The 20,519-nt window shown below is 70.1% G+C and carries 22 protein-coding genes; 21 read left to right on the top strand and 1 reads right to left on the bottom strand.

The genetic code is table 11. The annotated features are described in order from the left end of the window. From fliF to flhA, 20 genes are read left to right on the top strand one after another with little or no spacing between them, the layout of a single operon-like run. Entirely contained in the window at positions 1–1,473 is a 1,473-nt protein-coding gene (gene fliF, locus BM436_RS33315) for a flagellar basal-body MS-ring/collar protein FliF (protein ID WP_177307725.1), read from the top strand. Beyond that, complete coding sequence (locus tag BM436_RS33310; RefSeq protein WP_093560974.1) at positions 1,470–2,009, top strand: hypothetical protein; 540 nt, start codon at positions 1,470–1,472, stop codon at positions 2,007–2,009. The genes fliF and BM436_RS33310 overlap by 4 nt, the downstream gene beginning before the upstream one ends. Continuing rightward, complete coding sequence (locus BM436_RS33305) at positions 1,997–2,932, top strand: FliH/SctL family protein (protein WP_093560972.1); 936 nt, start codon at positions 1,997–1,999, stop codon at positions 2,930–2,932. The genes BM436_RS33310 and BM436_RS33305 overlap by 13 nt, the downstream gene beginning before the upstream one ends. Beyond that, positions 2,932–4,257, top strand: a complete 1,326-nt coding sequence (locus tag BM436_RS33300) for a FliI/YscN family ATPase (protein ID WP_093560970.1) — start codon at positions 2,932–2,934, stop codon at positions 4,255–4,257. Before BM436_RS33305 ends, BM436_RS33300 begins: the two co-directional genes overlap by 1 nt. Further along, a complete protein-coding gene (locus BM436_RS33295) occupies positions 4,254–4,721 on the top strand; it encodes a hypothetical protein (RefSeq protein WP_093560968.1) in 468 nt (155 codons plus the stop codon). The genes BM436_RS33300 and BM436_RS33295 overlap by 4 nt, the downstream gene beginning before the upstream one ends. Then, positions 4,711–5,937, top strand: a complete 1,227-nt coding sequence (locus tag BM436_RS33290; RefSeq protein WP_143133431.1) for a hypothetical protein — start codon at positions 4,711–4,713, stop codon at positions 5,935–5,937. The genes BM436_RS33295 and BM436_RS33290 overlap by 11 nt, the downstream gene beginning before the upstream one ends. Continuing rightward, on the top strand, positions 5,937–6,341 hold the full coding sequence (locus tag BM436_RS33285) for a flagellar hook assembly protein FlgD (protein ID WP_093560964.1): 405 nt from the start codon (positions 5,937–5,939) through the stop codon (positions 6,339–6,341). The genes BM436_RS33290 and BM436_RS33285 overlap by 1 nt, the downstream gene beginning before the upstream one ends. Before the next feature lie 18 nt (positions 6,342–6,359). Beyond that, positions 6,360–7,541 (top strand): flagellar hook protein FlgE, encoded by a 1,182-nt coding sequence (locus BM436_RS33280; protein WP_093560962.1) that lies wholly within the window; start codon positions 6,360–6,362, stop codon positions 7,539–7,541. After that, positions 7,541–8,359 carry a FliM/FliN family flagellar motor C-terminal domain-containing protein gene (locus BM436_RS33275; RefSeq protein ID WP_093560960.1) on the top strand — a complete coding sequence of 273 codons (819 nt, stop codon included), beginning with the start codon at positions 7,541–7,543 and terminating at the stop codon, positions 8,357–8,359. The genes BM436_RS33280 and BM436_RS33275 overlap by 1 nt, the downstream gene beginning before the upstream one ends. A gap of 8 nt (positions 8,360–8,367) precedes the next feature. Further along, a complete protein-coding gene (gene fliN, locus BM436_RS33270) occupies positions 8,368–8,709 on the top strand; it encodes a flagellar motor switch protein FliN (RefSeq protein ID WP_177307723.1) in 342 nt (113 codons plus the stop codon). Continuing rightward, a complete protein-coding gene (locus BM436_RS33265; protein ID WP_093560956.1) occupies positions 8,706–9,152 on the top strand; it encodes a flagellar biosynthetic protein FliO in 447 nt (148 codons plus the stop codon). The genes fliN and BM436_RS33265 overlap by 4 nt, the downstream gene beginning before the upstream one ends. Continuing rightward, the gene (gene fliP / locus BM436_RS33260; protein WP_093560954.1) at positions 9,149–9,934 is read left to right on the top strand and encodes a flagellar type III secretion system pore protein FliP; all 786 of its coding nucleotides are present in this window, start codon (positions 9,149–9,151) and stop codon (positions 9,932–9,934) included. The genes BM436_RS33265 and fliP overlap by 4 nt, the downstream gene beginning before the upstream one ends. Before the next feature lie 8 nt (positions 9,935–9,942). Beyond that, on the top strand, positions 9,943–10,695 hold the full coding sequence (locus BM436_RS33255; RefSeq protein ID WP_177307721.1) for a sigma-70 family RNA polymerase sigma factor: 753 nt from the start codon (positions 9,943–9,945) through the stop codon (positions 10,693–10,695). Between the two features lie 15 nt (positions 10,696–10,710). After that, positions 10,711–11,307, top strand: a complete 597-nt coding sequence (locus BM436_RS33250; protein WP_093560952.1) for a hypothetical protein — start codon at positions 10,711–10,713, stop codon at positions 11,305–11,307. 8 nt (positions 11,308–11,315) lie between these two features. Then, positions 11,316–11,699, top strand: a complete 384-nt coding sequence (locus BM436_RS33245) for a hypothetical protein (protein ID WP_093560950.1) — start codon at positions 11,316–11,318, stop codon at positions 11,697–11,699. A gap of 24 nt (positions 11,700–11,723) precedes the next feature. Continuing rightward, positions 11,724–12,866 carry a tetratricopeptide repeat protein gene (locus BM436_RS33240; RefSeq protein WP_093560948.1) on the top strand — a complete coding sequence of 381 codons (1,143 nt, stop codon included), beginning with the start codon at positions 11,724–11,726 and terminating at the stop codon, positions 12,864–12,866. A 32-nt stretch (positions 12,867–12,898) separates the two neighbouring features. After that, positions 12,899–13,165, top strand: a complete 267-nt coding sequence (fliQ, locus tag BM436_RS33235) for a flagellar biosynthesis protein FliQ (RefSeq protein ID WP_093560946.1) — start codon at positions 12,899–12,901, stop codon at positions 13,163–13,165. Positions 13,166–13,169: 4 nt separating this feature from the next. After that, on the top strand, positions 13,170–13,934 hold the full coding sequence (locus tag BM436_RS33230; protein ID WP_093560944.1) for a flagellar biosynthetic protein FliR: 765 nt from the start codon (positions 13,170–13,172) through the stop codon (positions 13,932–13,934). Further along, positions 13,935–15,020, top strand: a complete 1,086-nt coding sequence (locus BM436_RS33225; RefSeq protein ID WP_093560942.1) for an EscU/YscU/HrcU family type III secretion system export apparatus switch protein — start codon at positions 13,935–13,937, stop codon at positions 15,018–15,020. It begins immediately after the preceding gene. After that, positions 15,020–17,068, top strand: a complete 2,049-nt coding sequence (flhA, locus tag BM436_RS33220; RefSeq protein ID WP_093560940.1) for a flagellar biosynthesis protein FlhA — start codon at positions 15,020–15,022, stop codon at positions 17,066–17,068. The genes BM436_RS33225 and flhA overlap by 1 nt, the downstream gene beginning before the upstream one ends. Positions 17,069–17,074: 6 nt before the next feature. On the opposite strand, the gene BM436_RS33215 is transcribed toward flhA, so the two are convergent. Next, positions 17,075–18,307 carry a glycosyltransferase family 4 protein gene (locus tag BM436_RS33215; protein ID WP_093560938.1) on the bottom strand — a complete coding sequence of 411 codons (1,233 nt, stop codon included), beginning with the start codon at positions 18,305–18,307 and terminating at the stop codon, positions 17,075–17,077. 218 nt (positions 18,308–18,525) lie between these two features. On the opposite strand from BM436_RS33215, the gene BM436_RS33210 reads away from it, so the two are divergent. Further along, positions 18,526–20,519 (top strand): DUF6531 domain-containing protein (locus tag BM436_RS33210; RefSeq protein ID WP_218164983.1); only part of this gene is annotated, 1,994 nt, incomplete at its 3' end.

The raw sequence follows: 20,519 nt of genomic DNA, 5'->3' as shown, positions 1-20,519 counted from the left end.
ATGATGGAAACATGGAAAACGATGGCGCCGCGCGCCCGCGCCGGCATCGTGGCCGGCTGCGTGCTGATCGCCGGCTTCGCGCTGGCGCTGGGCCTGTGGGCCTACCGCGCCGACTACCAGGTGCTGTTCGCCGACGTGGCGCCGGCCGACGCGGCCGCGATGACGGCCGAGCTGGACCGCATGAAGACGCCCTACCAGCTGGCCGACGGCGGCAACACCATCCTGGTGCCCAAGGATCTGGTGTACAAGACGCGGCTCCAGCTGATGGGCAAGGAACTGCCGCTGCATGGCGCGGTCGGCTTCGAGGTGTTCAACAACGCCGATTTCGGCATGACCGAGTTCGTGCAGAAGGTCAATTACCTGCGCGCCATCCAGGGCGAGCTGACGCGCACCATCCTGTCGATCGAGGACATCCAGGCCGCGCGCGTGCACCTGGCGCTGCCCGAGCAGGGCCTGTTCAAGAAGGCGATCGCCAAGCCCAAGGCGTCCGTCACGCTGACGATGAAGAACGGACGCGTGCTGGCGCCCGAGCAGGTGGCCGGCATCCAGCGCCTGGTGGCGGCCTCGGTGCCGGACATCGCCAGCGCCGACGTGACCGTGCTGAACCAGCATGGCGTGGCGCTGACGCGCCCGGTGCAGGCCGACGCGGCGGGCGAGCAGTCCGGCACCGCCCAGCTCGACACCAAGCGCAGCACCGAGGAATACCTGGCCAAAAAGGTCACCCAGGTGCTGGAGCGCACCTTCGGCCCCGGCGAGGCGGTGGCCAGCGTGGACGTGGCGCTGAACCTGGACCAGAGCAAGGTCACCACCGAGGAGGTGCTGCCGGCCAAGGGCGGCGCCGCCGACGGCGTGCCGGCCGGCGTGGTGGTGCGCGAGCGCCAGACCACGCGCGACGGCGCGGCCGCGCTGGGGGCGCCGGCCGGCGTCCCGAAGGCCGGGGCGGGCGGCGGCACGACCACTGAGTCCGACTACCAGGTCGGCCGCCGCGTGGAACACCTGGTGCCGGCCAGCGGCACCGTGCGCCGCATGACCATCGCCGTGCTGGTGCGCCAGCCGCTGCGCGAGGACCAGGTGGAAAAACTGAAGGAAGTGGTGTCGCTGGCGGTGGGCTTCAACAGCGCCCGCGGCGACGCCGTGGTGGTGCATTCGATGGACCAGTTCGCGGCGCCGGTGGGAATGCGCAACGCGGCGGACGCGGCGACTGCGGCGGTGGACGCGAACGCCGCCGCGGCCGGCTCGCCGGCGGCGGCTCCCGCCCAGGCCGCCGGCGCCGGTCCGCTGCGGGTGGCCGGCGTGCTGGCGGCGGTGCTGGCCGCCATCACACTCACGCTGTTGGCCTACCATACGGCGCGCGGCCGCCGCCGGCGCGCGGTGGCGCGCCTGGACCCGGCGGCCCGCCAGCAGTTGCTGCAGGACATACGGACCTGGATCGCCACGCCGTCCGCGCCGGACGGCCCGGGGAGCCGGCCATGAGCGGGCACCGCCGCGCGGCGGTGGCCCTGCACGGCCTGGCCGGCGAGGACCGCGCCCTGATACTGGCCGAGCTGCCGGCGGCCGAGCAGGCCGCGCTGCGGGGTTACCTGAGGGAGCTCGACGAACTGGGCTTTGAGAGCGGACCGGACGTGGCGGCCCTGGCCTCGGCCGGCGCCACCGCCGCCGGCCGGCACGACCCGCTGGAAGCCGCCTCGCCAGAAGCCATGCTGGCCGTGTTCGAGCACGAGCCGGCCGCGCTGGTCGGCCAGTTCCTGGCCTTGCGCGACTGGCGCTGGCGCGACGGCTTGCTGGCGTTGCTGCCCGCCGCCCGTCGCGAACAGGTGCGTGCGGCGGCGAGTGCGGCGGCGAGTGCGGCGGCGAGTGCGGCGGGCTCGGCAAGCCCGGCGCCGGCGCGGCAACGCTTCCTGCTCGACGCCGCCGCCCAGCGCCTGGCAGACAGCGCCGCGCCGCGCGGCCCGGTGGCGCCGGGCCTGCTGTCTCCGCTGTTGCGCCTGGTGAAGACATGGACCCGATAATCCGCGCGCCCGCCGTCTCCGGCGCCACCCGCCAATTGCGCCGCCCGGGCGTGTCGCCGGCGGCGCCGCCGCAGTCGGCCACGCCGGCGCTCGCGCCGGTGGCCCCGGTCGCGCCGGTGGCACCTGTGTTGCCCGCGGCCGCCGCGGTGACAACTCCGTCGCCGTGGCTGCCAGCGCCCGCCACGCCGGCGGGCGCCGCGCCAGCCGCCGGCGTGATGTCGCCGCCGGCGCAAGCCGCGGTGGCCCAAGCCCAGCCCGCCATCGCGCCCGCGCCCTCGGAATGGCAGGCGCTGGAACGCCGCCGGGCCGAACTGGACGCCGCCGAAGCCGGCGCCGGCCGCCGCGCGGCCGAACTCGAGGAGCGCGAAGGCGCGCTGGCGCTGCGCGAGGAAGTGGCGCAGGCCGAGGCCGAGGAGCGCGGCTACCGCCAGGGCCGGGAACAGGCGGCCGCCGATCTCGCCAAGGCGCGCGCTGCCGAGCGGGCCGAAGCCGCCGCCGAGCTCAAGCGCCTGGAGGGCCTGGTGGCGGACTTGCTGGCGACCCGGCCCAGGCTGGTAGAGCAGGCCGAGGACATGATGGTCGAGATCGCCTTCGCGGCGGTGTGCCGCGTCGTCGGCGAGCCGCATGCCGCGCGCGCGGCGGTGGCGCTGGCGGTGCGCGGACTGTTGCGCGAGGCGCGCGACGGCGAGCAGCTGAGGGTGGGCGTGCATCCGGACGACATGGAATTGTTGCGCGGCCTGTTCGGCGCCGGCGGCGACCAGCGCGTCACGCTGCGGCCGGACCGGGCCGTGGAACTGGGCGGCTGCATCGTCGAAACGCCGCACGGCACGCTGGACGCCCGCCTCGAATTGCAGTTGCGGCGGCTGGGGGACGCCCTGCTGGCGGCGCGTCGCGGGCGCGCCAGCCTGGAGGTGGCCGATTGATGCAAGCCTACCTCGACGCCGTCCGCGACACCGAACTGACGCGCCGCGTCGGCCGCGTGCTGGCCATTTCCGGGCAAAGCATCGAAGCGGCCGGACCGGACGCGGCCATCGGCGAGGTGTGCGAGCTGCGGCTGGACCACTCGGCCAGCCCGCTGCTGGCCGAGGTGGTCGGCATGCGGCCCGGCCGGGTGATCCTGATGCCCTATGGCGACACCCGCGGCGTGGGCGCCGGCAGCGAGATCGTGGCCACCGGCCAGCCGCCTGGCGTGCGCGTCGGGGACGCCTTGCTGGGACGGGTGATCGACGCCTTCGGCCAGCCCATCGACGGCCGCGCGCCTCCCGCCTTGCCGCTGGTGCGCAGCCTGTACGCGCCGCCGATCAACCCGCTGACCCGGCCGCGCATCGACACGCTGCTCGAGACCGGCGTGCGCGCCATCGACAGCCTGCTGCCGCTGGGCCGGGGCCAGCGCGTGGGCATCTTCGCCGGCAGCGGCGTGGGCAAGAGCACCTTGCTGGGCATGCTGGCGCGCGACGTGCGCACCGACGTCAACGTGATCGCGCTGATCGGCGAGCGCGGCAGGGAAGTGCGCGACTTCGTCGAGAAGCAGCTGGGCGAGGAGGGCCTGCGGCGCAGCGTGCTGGTGGTGGCGACCTCGGACCAGCCGGCGCTGGTGCGCACCCGCGCGGCGCACGCCGCCACCGCCATCGCCGAGTATTTCCGCGAGCAGGGCAAGCAGGTGCTGCTGATGATGGATTCGATCACCCGCTTCGCCATGGCGCGCCGCGAGATCGGCCTGGCGGCGGGCGAACCGCCGACCGCGCGCGGCTACACGCCCTCGGTGTTCTCCGAGATACCTGCGCTGTGCGAGCGCTGCGGCACCACCGATTCCGGCGGCGCCATCACCGCGCTGTACACGGTGCTGGTGGAGGGCGACGACTTCAACGAGCCGGTGTCCGACATCGTGCGCGCCACGCTGGACGGCCACATCATGCTGTCGCGCGAACTGGCCCACGAGGGCCATTTCCCCGCCATCGACGTGCTGCAAAGCGCGTCGCGGCTGGCGTCCGAGCTGACCAGCCAGGACGAGCGGCAAGTGATGTCGGCGGCGGTCGACCTGCTGGCGACCTATGAGCGCAACCGCCAGATGGTGGACATGGGCGCCTACCGGGCCGGCAGCAACCCGGCCATCGATCGCGCGATGGCGGCGATGCCGGCGCTGCGCGCGGTGCTGCGGCAGTCGGTGCTGGAATCGAACACGCGGCGCGAGGCCATGGCGCTGCTGGCCGCCGCCGTGAACGGCGGCGCCAACGGGAGCGCGGCGTGAGCGGCGGCCGTTTCCGCTACGCGCTGCAGCCCGTGCTGCTGACCAGGCAGTGGGAGCTGGACGGGCTGCTGGTCGAGCTGGGCGAGGCCAACCAGGCGCTGGCGCAACAGCGCCGGGAGCTGGAGGGTCTGCGCGCCGCCAGCGCCGCCGCCGAGCTGGAATGGCTGCGAACCGGGCAGGGCCAGCAGGTGTTGTCGGTCGACCGCTTCACGCTGATGGCGCGCTACATCGCCGATTGCCGCGCCAAACAGGGCGCCATGGAGGTGGTGGTGGCGCAGGCTGAACGCGCGCGCGACGAGCTGATAGAACGGATCACGGCGGCGCGGCGGGCGCTGGACGCGGTGGAGGAACACCGCGACGACATGCGGGGCAGGTTTGTGCGGCAAAGGCAGAGCGGCGACTTCAAGTCGGCCGACGATCAATGGGGTGTGATGCGAGCGGGATTGGAGAGACATGGCGATTAATCTTGAAGCAAGCGAGGCGCAGCCGGGCGCGGCGGGCCGTTTCGACCGTCGGCACGCGGAGGCGCGGCAGGGCCGCTGGCTGTCCGAACTGGAGCACGCGTTGCTGGCTTCGGGCCTGGGCCGCCAACGCCGCGCCGAGGGAGCGCGCGCGCCGACGGCCGAGACGTTGACGTCGCCGAGCCGGCCGGTCGGGCAAGGGGCGCCCGTCGGGCAGGGGGAATCCCGTCCGGTCGCGGCCGCGCGCGCCGGCCGCGTGCCAGCTGGCTCCGGGCCTGACGGTGCCGATTCGACGGCGGAGGCTGGGTCCGTGGACCGGCTGTCGCCTTCCACGCTGGACTCCGCACTGGCCCCGGAGTCCGCGCGGGCCGCCGGCGGCGATGCGGCCGGAACCGCCGCTGGCATGGCGGCAGTGCCGACGGCGGGCGCGGCGCCAAATGGGCCGACCGCGCGATCGGGCCATGCGGCGCCCGACGCGGCCGGCCTTGTCACGGCTGGCGCGGGTCCGGAGACGGCCGGCCAGTCGCAGGCGGCCATCGCCGATCAGGACGGGCACGGCGCAACGGGAATGGACGATGCCGCGCAGCCCGCCGCCGCCGGGTCGGCGCCATTCGCCGCGGGCATGGCCACCGCCGTCCCGCGAGCGCCAATCGCCGGACCAGCCCCGGCCGCGGCCGGCTTGGTGGCCTTGGACGGCGATGCGGGACAAGCGCCGCCGGCCAGGCTCGCCGCCGCCGGCGCGGTGACGGACGCGGACGCCGGCATGGCCGTCAAAACGACAGCGGTGGTCTCCGCGCGAACGGCCCTGTCGGGGGCCATGCCCTTGTCGTCGGCGCCGGAGGAGGCCGCCGCGGCGGCGGACATGCCGCCGCCCGAGCTGGACGAGACCGAGGCGCCGCAACGGCACGCGCCGGAATCGCCGGAGCCCGCCGGCGAGCCGATCGCGAAAAAACTGCTGCACCTGTACCACGGCGCCGATGGCGTGCAAGCCTGGATCCGCGACGCCGAGCTCAACGCCGCGCAGGTGCGCAGCCTGGCGCAGGCGCTGGCGGGCGAACTGAACACCAGCGGCCAGCGGCTGGCCGCCCTGACCGTCAACGGCCGCAAGGTTGACGACGCGGAGCACGCCGGCGGCGGACGCGGGGCGGACGACGGCGCGCCGGCGGAAGCCGCGGGCGACGCCGCCGCACACAACATTACCTTGAGAGGATACATCTAATGGCGATCACATCCACCGCCGCCGTCGGCACAGGCTCCGCCTCGCAGTCGAGCAACATCGGCATCCAGGACTTCCTGAAAATCCTGACGTCGCAATTGAACAACCAGGACCCGCTGAAGCCGGTCGACAACCAGGAGTTCGTGGCGCAGATCGCCCAGTTCGCCACGCTGGAGCAGAGCCGCCAGCTGAACGTGAAGATCGACAGCCTGCTGGGCGTGCAGTCCTCGCTGCAATCGGTGGGCATGCTGGGCCGCACGGTGGACGTGAACCAGAACGGCTTCGTCGTCTCCGGCCGCGTGACGGCGCTGGACGTGTCTTCCGGTTCGCCGCTGATGACCATCACCACCTCGACCGGCTCGTTCCAGAACAACGTCAGCCTCTCGCAAATCATCAATATCCGATAACTGAATAAGGGAACAGCCATGTTTGATACGCTTTTCATCGGCACCTCCGGCCTGCTGAGCCACGCCAAGGGCCTGCGCGTGGTCGGCAACAACCTGGCCAACGTCAACACGCCGGGCTTCAAGAGCGCGCAGCTGCAGTTCGGCGAGATGTTCGAGCAGGGCGGCGGCGTGCTGCCCGGCGGCGGCCAGGCCAACCAGGGCACCGGCGTGAGCACGCTGGCCACCAAGGTGATGTTCCGCGCCGGCACCGAGCAGTCGACCGGCAACGCGCTCGACCTGAGCATCAACGGCAACGGCATGTTCACCGTCAAGCGCGACGAGCAGTTGCTGTACACCCGCGCCGGTGAATTCCAGTTCGACGCCGAAAACGTGCTGGTCAACGCGGCCGGCGACAAGGTACAGGCGCTGGACGACAAGGGCAAACTGGTCGACATCAAGCTCGACACGGCGCTCAACCGCAGCATGCCGAAGGCCACCTCCGTCATCAAGCTGGCCGGCAACCTGACCTCGACCGTGGCCACGCCCGCCGTGGACGCGACGCTGAACGGCCTGACCGTGATCGACGCCAACGGCGTCAGCCACACCGTCAACCTGAGCTTCAAGGACCTGACCGGCGGCAGCTACACCGTCACCGTCACCGACGGCGTGACCGGCGGCGCCACGCTGGGCACCGGCACCGTCAAGTTCACCGGCGGTTTTCCGGCGACCGGCTTCACCACGATGAATTTCAACTACGTCAGCACCGGCGTGCCCTCGTTCGCGGTGCAACTGGACTTCAACGCCATGCAAACCAGCACCGCCGCGAGCGCGCTGAACATGGCTTCCCAGGACGGCCACGTGGCCGGTGTGCGCACCGACCAGAGCATCGACGAGGAAGGAACGGTGGTGGTGCGCTATTCGAACGGCGAGACCGCCAAGGGCCCGCGCCTGGCGTTGGCCGAATTCCTGACCGAGGGCGACCTGGAGCAGCAAGGCGGCGCCTTCAAGAAGCGCAGCGGCGCGCCGGTGCGCTACGGCCACGCCGGCGACGAGGCCTACGGCACGCTGGCGTCCGGCCGCCGCGAGGGCTCCAATGTGGACCTGGCGGAGGAGTTCGGCAACCTGATCCTGATGCAGCGCGGCTACCAGGCCTCGTCGCACGTGATCAGCACCGCCAACGACATGATCCAGCAGCTGTTCGACATGAAGGGCAACCGCTGATGCAAGTTCGTCCGTACGCCCTGCTGGGCGCGGCGGCGCTGGCCGCCGTGCGCGGCGCGCTCGAGCGCGCGGCCGACGCCTGGTGCGCCGACTGGGGCCTGCCGCGCCACCAGCTGGCGCTGACCGCCGAGCGGGCCTGGGAAGGCGGCGCGCTGCACGCGCCGGCGTGGCGCCTGTCGCACGCGGCCGGCGAGCAGGCGCTCTGGCTGGGCTGGCCGCTGGACCTGGCGCCGCTGCTTCAAGGCATGCTGTTCGCGCCGGACAAGCGCCACGCGCCGCCGGGCGGCGCGCCGGCCCGCATGGCGCAAGCCGGCGCGGAGGCGGCCTTGGCCGCGCTGGCCGAGGGCCTGGCGCGGTCGCTGCTGGGCGCGCACACCGGCGCGGGCGCCGCCGGCGACGAGCCGCCGCAGGCCGTTTGGCGCCACGCCTCCGGCGCGGTGCGCGTCGATGTCCGCCTGGGCAAACAGGCGTGCACGGGCGTACTCAACCACGCGGCCGTGCTGGCCTTGTGCGCGAGCCAGGCCGGCGCCGCCTCGCCGGCGCCGCTGGCACCGCTGAAGCCGGTGGACCGGGCCCGCGCGCTGGGACATTTGCCGCTGCGGCTGCAAGTGGACGCCGGGCGCGCCGAGGTCGGCCTGGGCAGCCTGCTGGCGCTCGGCGTCGGCGACGTGATCCGCCTGGACACGCTGGCCGACCAGCCGCTGGCCATCAAGGGACCGGACGGCAGGGTGCTGTTCGGCGGCCACCTGGGCACCCTGGAAAAAACCATCGCACTGGAAATCGTGCGCAGCAATTCATCATCCGGAGCAAAAGCATGAGCAGCAGCATGAGCGGCAAAACCCAAGACAAGGCCGCGGGCCACACCCAACTGATCGAACTGGCCGAGATCCAGCCCCAGCCGCCGGCCGGCCCCGCCGTGCTTGCGGGCAACCTGAGCCTGCTGGACAGCGTGCCGGTCAGCGTCAGCGTGGTGGTCGGCGAAGCCCGCACCACCGTGGGCGACCTGATGGCGCTGCGGGAACTGTCGGTGCTGAAGATCGACCGTTCGGTCGATTGCCCGGTCGACGTGGTGGTCAACGGCAACGTGGTCGCCCGCGGCCAGCTGGTGGTGGTGGACGACAACTTCGGCGTGCGCATCAGCGAAATCGCGCCGGCGGCCAAGGCATGACGCGGCGCTGGCTGGCGGCCATGCTCGGCGCGGCCGCCACGCTGCCGTACGCGGCCGGCGCGCTGGCCGCGCAGGCCGAAGCCGCCGCCTCCGTGCCCGCGGCCTCGGCCGCCTCGGCCGCCGCGATTCCGTTCAAGCGCACCGCCGCCGTGCCGGCCGAAGCCATCTCGGGCGGCGCCGTCGGCGTGGTGCTGATCTCGCTGGCGGCGATCGTCGTTGTGTACGTGCTGCGCAAACGGCTGAAGCTGGCCCCGGCCGGCCCGTCGGAGGGCGCGCTGCGCATCGTCGAAACCCAGCGGCTGGGTCCGCGCACGCTGTTGTCGGTGGTGGAGTTCTCGGGCGGCCGCTACCTGATAGCGCAGGGCGAGCATGGCGTCACCTGCCTGGCGTCGGCGCCCACGCCGCCGGACGCGGCGCCGGCAGCCCCGGAGCAAGCGCGATGACGGGCGGATCGATCACGCGCGCGCGGGGACTCCGGCTGGCCGCCGCCGCCCTGCTGGCCGTGTGCGCCTGCGCGGCCTTGCCCGCCGCCGCCGAAACCGCCGTGAGCCTGCCCGGCGTGCAGATCCGGCTGGATGGCGGCGCGGGCGCGCCCGGCGAGGTGTCGTCGGCGATCAAGGTCCTGCTGGGCTTGACCGTGCTCAGCCTGGCGCCGGCCATCCTGATGTCGATGACGTCCTTCATCCGCATCGTCGTGGTGCTGTCCATGCTGCGCACGGCGCTGGGCATGCAGGAGACGCCGCCGAACACCGTGCTGATCAGCCTGTCGCTGTTCCTGACGCTGTTCACCATGTCGCCGGTGCTGCAGGACATCAACAGCAAGGCGCTGCAACCCTATATGGCCGGCAAGCTGGGCACCGAGGCGGCCGCAAGCCGGGCGGCGGCGCCGCTGCGCGAATTCATGGTGCGCCAGACCCGCGAACAGGACCTGGCGCTGATGGTGGAGCTGGCCAAGGCCGAGCAGCCGCGCAGCATGGACGACATCAGCATGGTGCAGCTGATCCCGGCGTTCATGCTGTCCGAGCTGCGGGCCGCGTTCCAGATCGGCTTCGTCATCTTCCTGCCCTTCCTGCTGGTGGACCTGATCGTCTCCAGCGCGCTGATGGCGCTGGGCATGATGATGGTGCCGCCGGCCTCGATCTCGCTGCCGCTGAAGATATTGATGTTCGTGCTGATGGACGGGTGGAACCTGGTCGTGCGTTCGCTGCTGGGTACCTTCCTCTAGGACTTGCCGTGAGCGCGCTTGCCCAACTGGACGACGCCGGGGACGGCCACGACGGCGCCGCCCTGTGGGCCGCACTGCGCGGCGGCGGCGGCCAGGAGGCGCGCGAGCGGCTGGTCGCGCTCCATCTCGAGTTCGCGCGGATCATGGCGGGACGGCTGTTCGCGCGCCGCACCTACGCGGGGCTGGAGTTCGACGATTACCTGCAGTTCGCGCGCGAAGGCCTGCTGGGAGCGATAGACCGCTACGACGCCACGCGCGACGCGGGCTTTCGGACTTTCGCCGCGCCGCGCATCAACGGCGCTATACTCAGCGGCATTCAGTCCTATAGCGACATGCAGGAACAGATCGCCACGCGCAAGCGCGTCGTGGCGGAGCGGGTGCGGGAGTTGCGCGAGGAGGCGCCGGAAGGGCGCGACGCCAACGCGCTGTTCAGCCACCTGGCCGAGCTGGCGGTGGGCCTGGCGGTGGGCTTCGTGCTGGACCAGTCCGGCATGTACCGGGCGGAAGAGGCCGGGTACGCGGACAACACGTACGCGGCGGTGGAAATGCGCCAGCTGCGCGAGCGGGTGCGGGCCATGCTGGTGGAATTGCCCGAACGGCAGCGCCAGATACTGAGCTACCACTATTTGCAGCAGCAGAGTTTCGGGGAGATCGCGGCCTTGCTGGCGCTGTCGAAGGCCAGGATTTCCCAGCTTCACAAGGAAGCGCTGACGGCCTTGCGCGAGAGCTTGCGCGGCGGCGGCGTGGATTACAGTTTTTAATCAGAGGATGCGGACATGACGATAGGAACACTTGCAATACTGGACCAGGCCGAACTGTTCCAGCTGGCGCTGAGGGCTGGCGCGGCCGGCGATTCGGGCGCGGCCATCGCCTACCTGAAGGAGGCGGCCTCCCGTCCGGACGCGACCGGGCAGGTGCACTACCTGCTGGGCGCCGAATACGCGCAACTGCGGATGTACGACCGCGCCGCCGGCGAGCTGGAGGCCGCGCTCGCGCTGGACCCAGCGCTGGCGACCGCGCGCCTGCAACTGGGCCTGCTGTGGCTGGGCGCGAACGACGCCGAGCGGGCCGCCACCGTGCTGGTGCCGTTGACCGAGGCCGGCGTGCCGGAGGCGCTGCGGCAGTTCGGCGCCGGCCTGCTGAAACTGATCGCGGGCGAGCTGGAGGCCGCGCGCGGCGCGCTGGCGCAGGGCATCGCGCTCAACCTGGGCAACGCGCCGCTGAACGCGGACATGCAGAGCATCATCGCCGAGATCGAGACGCGGCTGGCGGGCGGCGCGCCGGCCGAACCTGCCCCCGCGCCGGCCCAGCCGGCCGATGACGGCGGCCACCAGTTCCTGCTGTCGGCCTACGCCGGCAACATCAAGCACTAAGCGGCGCCATGGCTAAGCTGAGCCCGGTCAACCAGCTGGTCACCGCCATCCAGTCGCAATTGACGGGGCGGGTGGCACAGGGCCGTCCGCGCAAGCCGGCGGGCAAGGGCGGGGACAAGGCCGCCCGGCGCGACGGCTACGCGCCGGCCGGTCTGCCGGAATTGATCGAGTTGCGCGTGGCGCAGATTGCGCCGGACGACCCCAACCGGGGCCGCAAGGCGTTCCGCGTGTTCCTGGAGGCGGTGCTGCTGTCGCATTTCGGCGCCGGGCTCGCCAACGACGCCCGTTTTTATCAGATGCTGGACGACGTCCAGGACGCCATGGAGGCGGACCCAGCGAGCGGCGCGCTGGTGGAGGAGGCGATCGGCCATCTGCTGTCCCGCCAGGGCTAGCACACATTTCAAGAAGGTTTATTTATGCAGTCACCACAAGATCAAGCGGCGCTGGCCCAGCAACTGGAGCGCAACGAAGGCTACCTGGCCGTCGATCCCGGCAACCGGCCCCTGCTGGCCACGGTGCTCGACCTGTGCCTGGCCGCCGGCCAGCACGAGCGGGCCGAGGCGCACGCGCGCAAGGCGCTCGAGGCCACGCCGGAGGACCCCTACCTGCGCGCGCGTCTGGGCAATATCCTGCTGGCGGACCGGCAATGGGAAGCGGCGGCGGCCCTGTTCGAAGGGCTGCTGGCCCAGTACGCGGACGCCGGCCTGGCCTACAACCTGGCCTACGCCTGCCTCTGGCTCGGGCGGCACGAGCAGGGCTGGACGGCGCTGGCGCCCCATGTGGCGGACGCCGGCGCGGGCGCCGAGGCGGTCACGCTGGCGCTGCGGCTGCTGCATCACCTCGGCGAACTCGATCAGGCGGTGGCGCTGGCCGCCACCCACTTGGAACACTGCCGGGAAGCCCCGGCCTTCCTCGGCGCGGCCAGCGCCGTGCACCTGGACGCCGGCGATATCGGGCAGGCCGACCAGCTGAGCGCGGCGGCGCTGGCGCGCGGCCGGACCATGGAGGCGCTGGTGGTGGGCGGATCGGTGGCCTTGGCCCGCACCGACAGCGCCGCCGCCGCCGCGCTGCTGCGCGAAGCGCTGGAGCGCAACCCGGAGGAGGGCCGCGCGTGGTCCGGCCTGGGCCTGGCGAGCCTGCTGCAACAAGACTTGTCCGCCGCGCTGCCGCAGCTGGAAAAAGCGGTGCGCTACCTGCCTGGCCATATCGGCACCTGGCACGTGCTGGGCTGGGCGCGCATCTTCAGCGGCGACCCGGCGGGCGCCGAGGCCGCGTTCCGCACGGCGCTGGACCTGGACCGCAACTTCGGCGAAAGCCACGGCGGCATGGCGGTGGTGCAGGCGCTGGCGGGACGGCGCGAAGAGGCGCAGGCCAGCATCGACCGCGCGCTGGGCCTGGACAAGCAAAGCCTGTCCGCGCGCTACGCGCAGATGGCGCTGGCGGGCGAGCTGGCCGACCCGGTGCGCTTCCGCGCGCTGGCCATGCGCGTGCTGGCCGGCCGCGCCGCACCGTTCGGCGGCAGCCTGGCCGATGTGATGCAGTCCCATGGCGCGCGCTGAGCACGCCCCGGCGGCGATGACGGGGCGGCGCCATGCGCGGTGACCTGGCGTTGCAGCTGTTGGCCGACCTGTTGTGGAACGCGCTGCTGATCTCGGCGCCGCTGCTGGCGGTGACGCTGGTGGTCGGCCTGCTGGTGAGCGTGGTGCAGGTGGTCACGCAGGTGCAGGAGGCGTCGCTGACCTTCATCCCCAAGATCGTCGCGGCGGTGGTGGTGCTGGTCGTCTGCGGACCGTGGATGCTGAAGCGGCTGGTCGGCTACGCGGTCGGCCTGGTCGCCAGCATCCCCTCGTACTTCTGACGCCATGTCGATCGCCATCGATCCGGCCTGGGTGCTGGCCGTGTTCTACACGGCGGTGCGGCTGGGCGTGCTGCTGATCATGTCGCCCATCCTGTCCAGCCTGTCGGGCGTGGTGACGGTGCGCGTGCTGCTGACGCTGTCCCTGAGCGTGCTGCTGGTGAACGGCCTGGGCACGCGCCCGCCGGCGCACGAGCTGGCGCTGGGACCGGTCGTGCTGGGGGCGATGCTGGAACTGGGCGTCGGCGTCACGCTGGCGTTCGGCGTGTTCGCCGCCTTCGGCGCGTTCTCGTTGGCCGGCAAGATCCTCGACATCCAGAGCGGCTTCGGCATGGGCACCGTGTACGACCCCGTCACGCGCGGCGGCGCGCCGCTGTTCGGCACCATGCTGAACATGCTGGCGGTGGTGCTGTTTTTCGGGCTCGAAGGCCACCACGCCTTCCTGCGCGGCGTGGCGTATTCGCTGCAACAAGTGCCGCCCGGCGCCGGCCTGGACGGGCTGGCGCTGGAACCGGTGCTGCGGCAGTTCGGGCTGATGTTTTCGCTGGGCGTGTCGCTGGTGATCCCGGTGATCCTGTGCCTGCTGCTGGCGGAGACGGCGCTGGCCATCGTGTCGCGGGTGCTGCCGCAAATGAATGTGTTCGTGATCGGCGTGCCGGTCAAGATCGTGGTGGCGCTGGCCGTGCTGGCCCTGACGGTGGGCACCATGGGCAGCGCGATGGGCCGCGTGTACAACGCGATTTTCACTTATTGGGAACAGGTGCTGGGTTAAATGGCGGAGCAGGATTCAGACCTGTCGGAACAGGCGACACCCTATAAGCTGGAGGAGGCCCGCAAGAAGGGCAACGTGGCGCGCAGCAACGACTTCACGGCCATGGCCATGATGGCCGCGCTGGTGCTGACGATCTACGCCAACGGCTGGGACGCGCTGCGCCAGGCGCTGCGCATGCAGCAGCAAATCATGGCGCGGGCGACGCAACTGGTGTGGAGCACCGACGCCATGGCCGCCTGGATGGGGCAGCTGCTGACCGGCATGCTGGTGATCCTGGGGCCGCTGTTCCTGGCGCTGGTGGTGACGGCGGTGCTGGCCAATGTGTTCCAGACCGGCCCCATCTTCAGCTTCCACCCGCTGTCGCCGGACCTGACGCGGCTCAGCCCGGCCACCGGCTTCAAGCGCGTGTTTTCCATGCGCACGCTGTTCGAGGCGGCCAAGAGCTGCGTCAAGCTGGCGATCCTGACCACGGTGGCCTATTTCCTGGTGCGCGACGTGATTCCCGGCTTGATCGGCCTGTCGGCGGTGGACGCGAAAAGCTACGCCCGCACCATGATCGGCCTGTGCGGCACCCTGCTGGTGAAGCTGCTGCTGGTGCTGCTGCTGATCGCCTTGCTGGACCTGGGCTTCACGCGCTGGGAGTTCTCCAAGCGCATGCGCATGAGCAAGCGCGACGTGAAGGACGAGATGAAGAACCGCGACGGCGACCCGCGCATCCGCGCCCGCATCCGCGAGTTGCGCAAGGAAATGCTCAAGCGCAGCAAGTCCATGGGCAAGGTGCCCGGCGCCGACGTGCTGATCACCAACCCGACCCACCTGGCCGTGGCGCTCAGCTACGCGCACGGCAAGTCCGGCGCGCCGCAGGTGGTGGCCAAGGGCGCCGGCGACCTGGCGCGGCGCATGCGCGAGGTGGCGGCGCGGCACCAGGTGCCCATCGTGCAGAACCGGGCGCTGGCGCGCACCCTGTTCCGCGAGGTGGATTACGACGGCTACGTGCCGGAAAAGCTGTACCCCCAGATCGCCAAAATCATGGTCTGGGTCTATACCATGCGTGAAGCCAAGCGCAACTCTGGAAAGGCAGTCTGATGTTTTCGTTACGCAAGGTATTCCACAACAACGCGGACCTGGTGCTGGTGCTGCTGGTGGTCGGCATCCTCACGGTGTTGTTCGTGCCGATACCGTCGGGCATGCTCGACTTCCTGATCCTCACCAACGTCAGCTTCGCCATGCTGATCCTGCTGCTGACCTTCTACATCGGCCGGCCGGTGGAGTTCTCCACCTTCCCCTCGCTGCTGCTGATCGCCACGCTGTTCCGCCTGTCGCTGAACGTGGCCGCCACCCGGCTGATCCTGTCCGACGCCGACGCCGGCCGGGTGATCTCGGCCATCGGCTCCTACGTGGTGGGCGGCAACTACGTGATCGGCATGATCGTGTTCCTGATCCTGGTGGTGGTGCAATACGTGGTGGTGACCAACGGCGCGCAGCGCGTGTCCGAAGTGGCGGCCCGCTTCACGCTGGACAGCATGCCCGGCCAGCAGATGAGCATCGACGCCGACCTGAACATGGGCTTCATCGACCAGGAGGAGGCCAAGCGCCGCCGCAAGCTGCTGGAGAAGGAATCCGGCTTCTACGGCGCGATGGACGGCGCCAGCAAGTTCGTCAAGGGCGACGCCATCGCCGGCATCGTCATCCTGCTGATCAACATCATCGGCGGCCTGGTGATCGGCGTGATGCAGATGGGCATGCGCTGGGACCAGGCGCTGCAGACCTTCACCCTGCTGACCGTGGGCGACGGCATCGTGACCCAGGTGCCGGCGCTGGTGATCGCCGTGGGCACCGGCATCATCGTCACGCGCTCGGCCTCGGACGGCAACCTCAGCGGCGAAGTGCTGCGCCAGATCACGTCCTACCCCAAGACCATGTTCATCGTGGCGGCGGCCCTGTCGGTGCTGCTGTTCCTGCCCGGCATTCCGGCGCTGCCGGTGCTGGTGCTGGTGTCCGTGCTGCTGGGCACCGGCTACCTCGTGCTGCGCCAGGCCAGGGAGGCGGGCGGCGCGGACGCGGACAAGGATGACAAGGACAAGGAGGAGGGCGAGCAGGACGCCTACGACATGCTGAAGGTGGAGCCGATCGAGGTGCACGTCGGCACCGGCCTGGCGCCCATGGTGCGAGGCGAAAAGACCGTGTTCATGGAGCGCATCGCCGCGATCCGCAAGCAGTACGCGCTGGAGTCCGGCATGGTGCTGCCGAGCGTGCGCTTCCGCGACTCCACGCAACTGGGCGCCAATGGTTATGAATTGCAGATTTTCGGCGTGCCGGCCGGGCGCGGCGAGATCATGATCGAGCGCACGCTGGCGATCCGCGCCGGCAGCGACGCGCGCCCGGTGAAGGGCATCGAGACGCGGGAGCCGACCTACGGCTTGCCGGCGATCTGGATCGAGGACGCGGAAAAGGAAATCGCCCGCGCCGCCCGCTACACGCTGGTGGACGCCGCCACCGTCTTCATCACGCACCTGAGCGAGGTGCTCAAGCAGCAGTCCGCGACGCTGCTGACCCGCACCGAGACCGACCGCCTGCTGCAGCGCGTGCGCCAGCAGCAGCCCGGCCTGGTGGAGGAATTGATACCGACCATCCTGTCCGTCAGCGACGTGCAGAAGGTGCTGCAAAACCTGCTGCGCGAAAAGGTCTCGATCCGCAACCTGGAAGTGGTGCTGGAGACGCTGGTGGACATGGGCCGCAACAGCAAGGACCTCGGCTACCTCACCGAGCTGGTGCGCCAGAAGCTGGGCGCCGCCATCTGCCAGACCCTGCTGGGCGAAGGCACCGCGCTCAACGTGCTGACCCTGGACGCGTCCATCGAACAGACGCTGATGCAAAGCGTGCGCAACGCCGAGGCCGGCGCGGCGGCGCTGGTGGTCGAGCCCAAGTACGCCGAACAGCTGCTATCGCGCCTGGCCGCCCAGTCCGAGCGCATGATGAAGAGCAATATGTTGCCCGTGCTGCTGTGTTCGCCGGACTTGCGGCGCCACATCCGCGCGCTGTCCGAGCGGGTGGTGCCGCACATGCGCATCCTGTCCATGGCCGAGATTCCGAACACGGTGAACCTGAAGGCCTACGGCACCGTCACCATGTAGGCGGCGCTAGGCCGGGACCTCCCCGGCCCGCGCCATCTCCAGCATCTTCAACTGGGCCGGCAGGCAGACGGTCTTGAGGTCGTAGCGTTCCACCACGGTGTGCCTGGCCCGCTCCCGTACCGCCGCATAGGCCTGCGGTTCGGCCAGCACGGAAATCGCCCGTTGCGCGATGTCGCGCGGCGAAAAGAAGTCCACCAGCAAGCCGTTGTGCCCATCCCGTATCACTTCCTCCACCGGCGGCGTCCTCGAACCGATGACGACACAGCCGGACGCCATCGCCTCCAGCATCGACCAGGACAGCACGAAAGGATAGGTGAGGTAGATGTGCGCGCGGGAGATGCGCAGGATGTCCAGGAACGACGGATACGGCACCCGCCCTAGGAAATGCACGCGGCTCCAGTCCACCGACCGGCCCAGCTCCTTTACCATGACATCCTTCCAGCTGCCGCCCCCGGGAGGCGGCGGACCGTAACTGGTGCCATTGGCGCCCACGATCAGCACCCGCGCGTTCGGTCGGCCGGCCAGGATCTCCGGCAGGCTGCGCATGAAGCTCGGGAAGCCCCGGTGCGGCTCCAGGTTGCGCCCCACATAGGTCAGCACCTCGTCGCCGGGCGCCAGCGTGACGCCGGCGCCCGGCACGGTGTAGCGCGCGGCGGCGTTCGGGCGCGCCTCGTCCGTGTCCACGCCTTCGTGCAGCACGTGCAGCATGCCGTGATAGCGCTTGGGATACAGCGATTGCTGCCACAGCGTGGGCGTCTGGCCGAGGTCCGCCGCCGCCAGCGACAGCAAATTGGTGGTGTTCTTGGTGCGCAGCTTGGGCGCCGTGTCGGGCGTGATGGTCTCGCCCGGATCGAAGCCGATGTCGCCGCCGAACAACTGGTAGAAATACTCGAAATAGCCGATCAGCGGCGTGTTCGGGAACACGTCCTTCAGGTACAGGATCTCGCCCCAGCCGCTGTGGCCCAGCATCAGGTCCGGCACGAAACCGTTGTGGCGCAGCCGCAGGGCGATGCGCGCCACCTCCTGGCCGTTGCGCACGGCCGCCTCCGCGTTGCGCAGGTAATGGTGGGTGTGGGGCGAAGCCTCCTTGCCCTCCGTGTAAGTCATGATGCGCACGCCGGGCAGCACGATGCCCTTGCGCTGGGTGATGAATACGACCCGATGACCGCTGGCGGCCAGGTGCTGGATCAGGTGCCGGTACTGCCCCGGCATGTTCTGGTGGACGAAAAGGATCTTCATGAGCCCCGAACTCTTGCAGATTTCACGCAAAACTGCAAATTTCTCAAAATATTTAAAAATATTTTCGCGATTTCCTTAACTTTTCCAAAAATCTGAGGATCTATTGGTAAGCGTTGTGTTCGCAGCGCATCTTGCTAATTGAAAGTCGCAGGCTATTTGGCTGCGCGTACAGGAGGAATTGAATGGTAGCGATCGTAAGCGGGAACGGAAACGGACTGTTGAACACGTCCCTGGCATTGCTGAACCAGGGCGGCGCGGCGCACGGCGCGGCGAAGGAGTCGGCCTTCCTGAACATCGCCACCGGCAATCTGCTGCTGCAGCGGCGCGACGACTTCCTGGCCGCGCCCGGCGCCGACGTGGCCATGCTGCGCACCTATAACGCGCAGGGCGACTTCGACGAAGGCATGGGCCTGAGCTGGAAGACCGGCCTGCAAAAGCAGGTGGCCTCGCTGACCGGCGCGCTCAACACCGACGGCGGCACGGTCACCCGCATCGGCGGCGATGGCAGCGCCACCGTCTTCCACTACGACGCCGGCCGGAATGGCTACGTCACCGCCGATGGCGGCCAAAGCATCGCCATGGGCCAGAACCAGCAGTGGATCTGGCGCGACGAGCGCGCCGGCAATGGCGGCCTGCACGAAGTCTACGACAGCGCCAGCAACGGCCGCATCGTCGCCGTGCACGACGAGGAAGGCCCGCGGCTGGCGTATGAATACGACACGGCCGGACAGGTGGCCCGCATCACCGACGCCGCCGGCGACGTCACACATTTCGACTACGACGCCAACGGCAACCTGGCGCAATACCGCACCGTGCTGGCCAACAGCGGCAAGAGCTTCGTGCGCGTGCGCTACAGCTACGACAACCAGCAGCGCCTCACCGGCGTCAGCACCGACCTGACGCCGGAGGACGGCGGCGTGGCCGATGGCGAGGTGTACGCCATCGGCTACAGCTATGAAGGCGTCAGCAGCCGCGTGGCGGGCATGACGCAGAGCGACGGCACGCAGCTGGCCTTTACTTATCAGCAGATCGGCGGCGCGTGGAAGATCGGCAGCGTCTCCGACGCGTCTGGGCTGGTGGCGCAACTGAGCTATGGCGTGGGCAAGACCACCGTCAGCAACGCCGCCGGCGTGGCGACCGTTTACAGCTACGACGGCCAGGGCCGGCTGACGGAGATTGCCGGCCCTGGCGGCCAGCAAGCCTACTTCGACTACGACGCCCGGGGCAACGTGATCCGCGCGCTGCTGCCGGATGGGCAGGGTGTTGGCTACGAGTATGACGGACGCGGCAACCGCGTGGTCGAACGCGACGCCGGCGGCGCGTTGCTGGTGCGGCGCGAGTATGACGCCGCCGGCAAGCTGCTGCTTTCGGAAACCGTGTATGGCGCGCAGGGGCAGGTGCAGACCGCAAGCTATGTCTACGACGGCGCAAGCCGGCTGCGCTTCGTCATCGACACCGCCGGCCATGTGCGGGAGCACCGCTACGACAGCCTGGGCCAGCGCGCGGCCACGCTGGAGTACACGGCCGCGTTGGCGTCGTCGGCTAACCGGTCGGAGGCCGATTTGCAGGCTTGGACGGCGACCGGGACCGTGGTGTCCGCCGGCATCAGCCGTACCGACTACGGTTACGACGCGCGCGGACTGCTCAATGAAGTGCTGGATGCCAATGGCGCGGTGCGCCATGTCTATGACCAGGCGGGGCAACTGCTGCAAACGGTGGCCATTGACGGCAGCGTCACCAGCTACAGCTACGACGGCCTGGGCCGGCGGGAGGTGCTGGCCGAGGAAACCGGGGATGTGAGCCTGGTGAGCTATGACGACGTGGGGAACTACGCGGTGACCCGCATGGGCGGCGATTCCCCGGAGAGCGCGCTGTATGCGGATGATGGGGAGATGCTGTACACCGATGAATCGGCAATGTCGGCGATGAGCTTCGGGGCCAGTAGCTTGGAGTCTGAGGTTAATCCGGGGAATGACGGTCTGACCGGCACCAGTGGTGACGACAGCATATATGGGGGAGCGGGCGACGACACCATCACCGACAGCGGCGGCAACGACACCATTGATGGCGGATCAGGCAACGACAGCATCACCGACAGTGGCGGCAACAACGTGCTGCGCGGCGGGGACGGCAACGACACGGTGACGTTCAACTACAACAGCAACAACACGGTCGAGGGCGGCGCCGGGGACGACGTGATCCAGGTCTCCGC

Origin of the sequence: Pseudoduganella namucuonensis (genome assembly GCF_900116645.1) — a bacterium.
Classification (GTDB): Bacteria; Pseudomonadota; Gammaproteobacteria; order Burkholderiales; family Burkholderiaceae_D; genus Rugamonas; species Rugamonas namucuonensis.
This window is presented reverse-complemented; position numbering and strand designations above follow the sequence as displayed.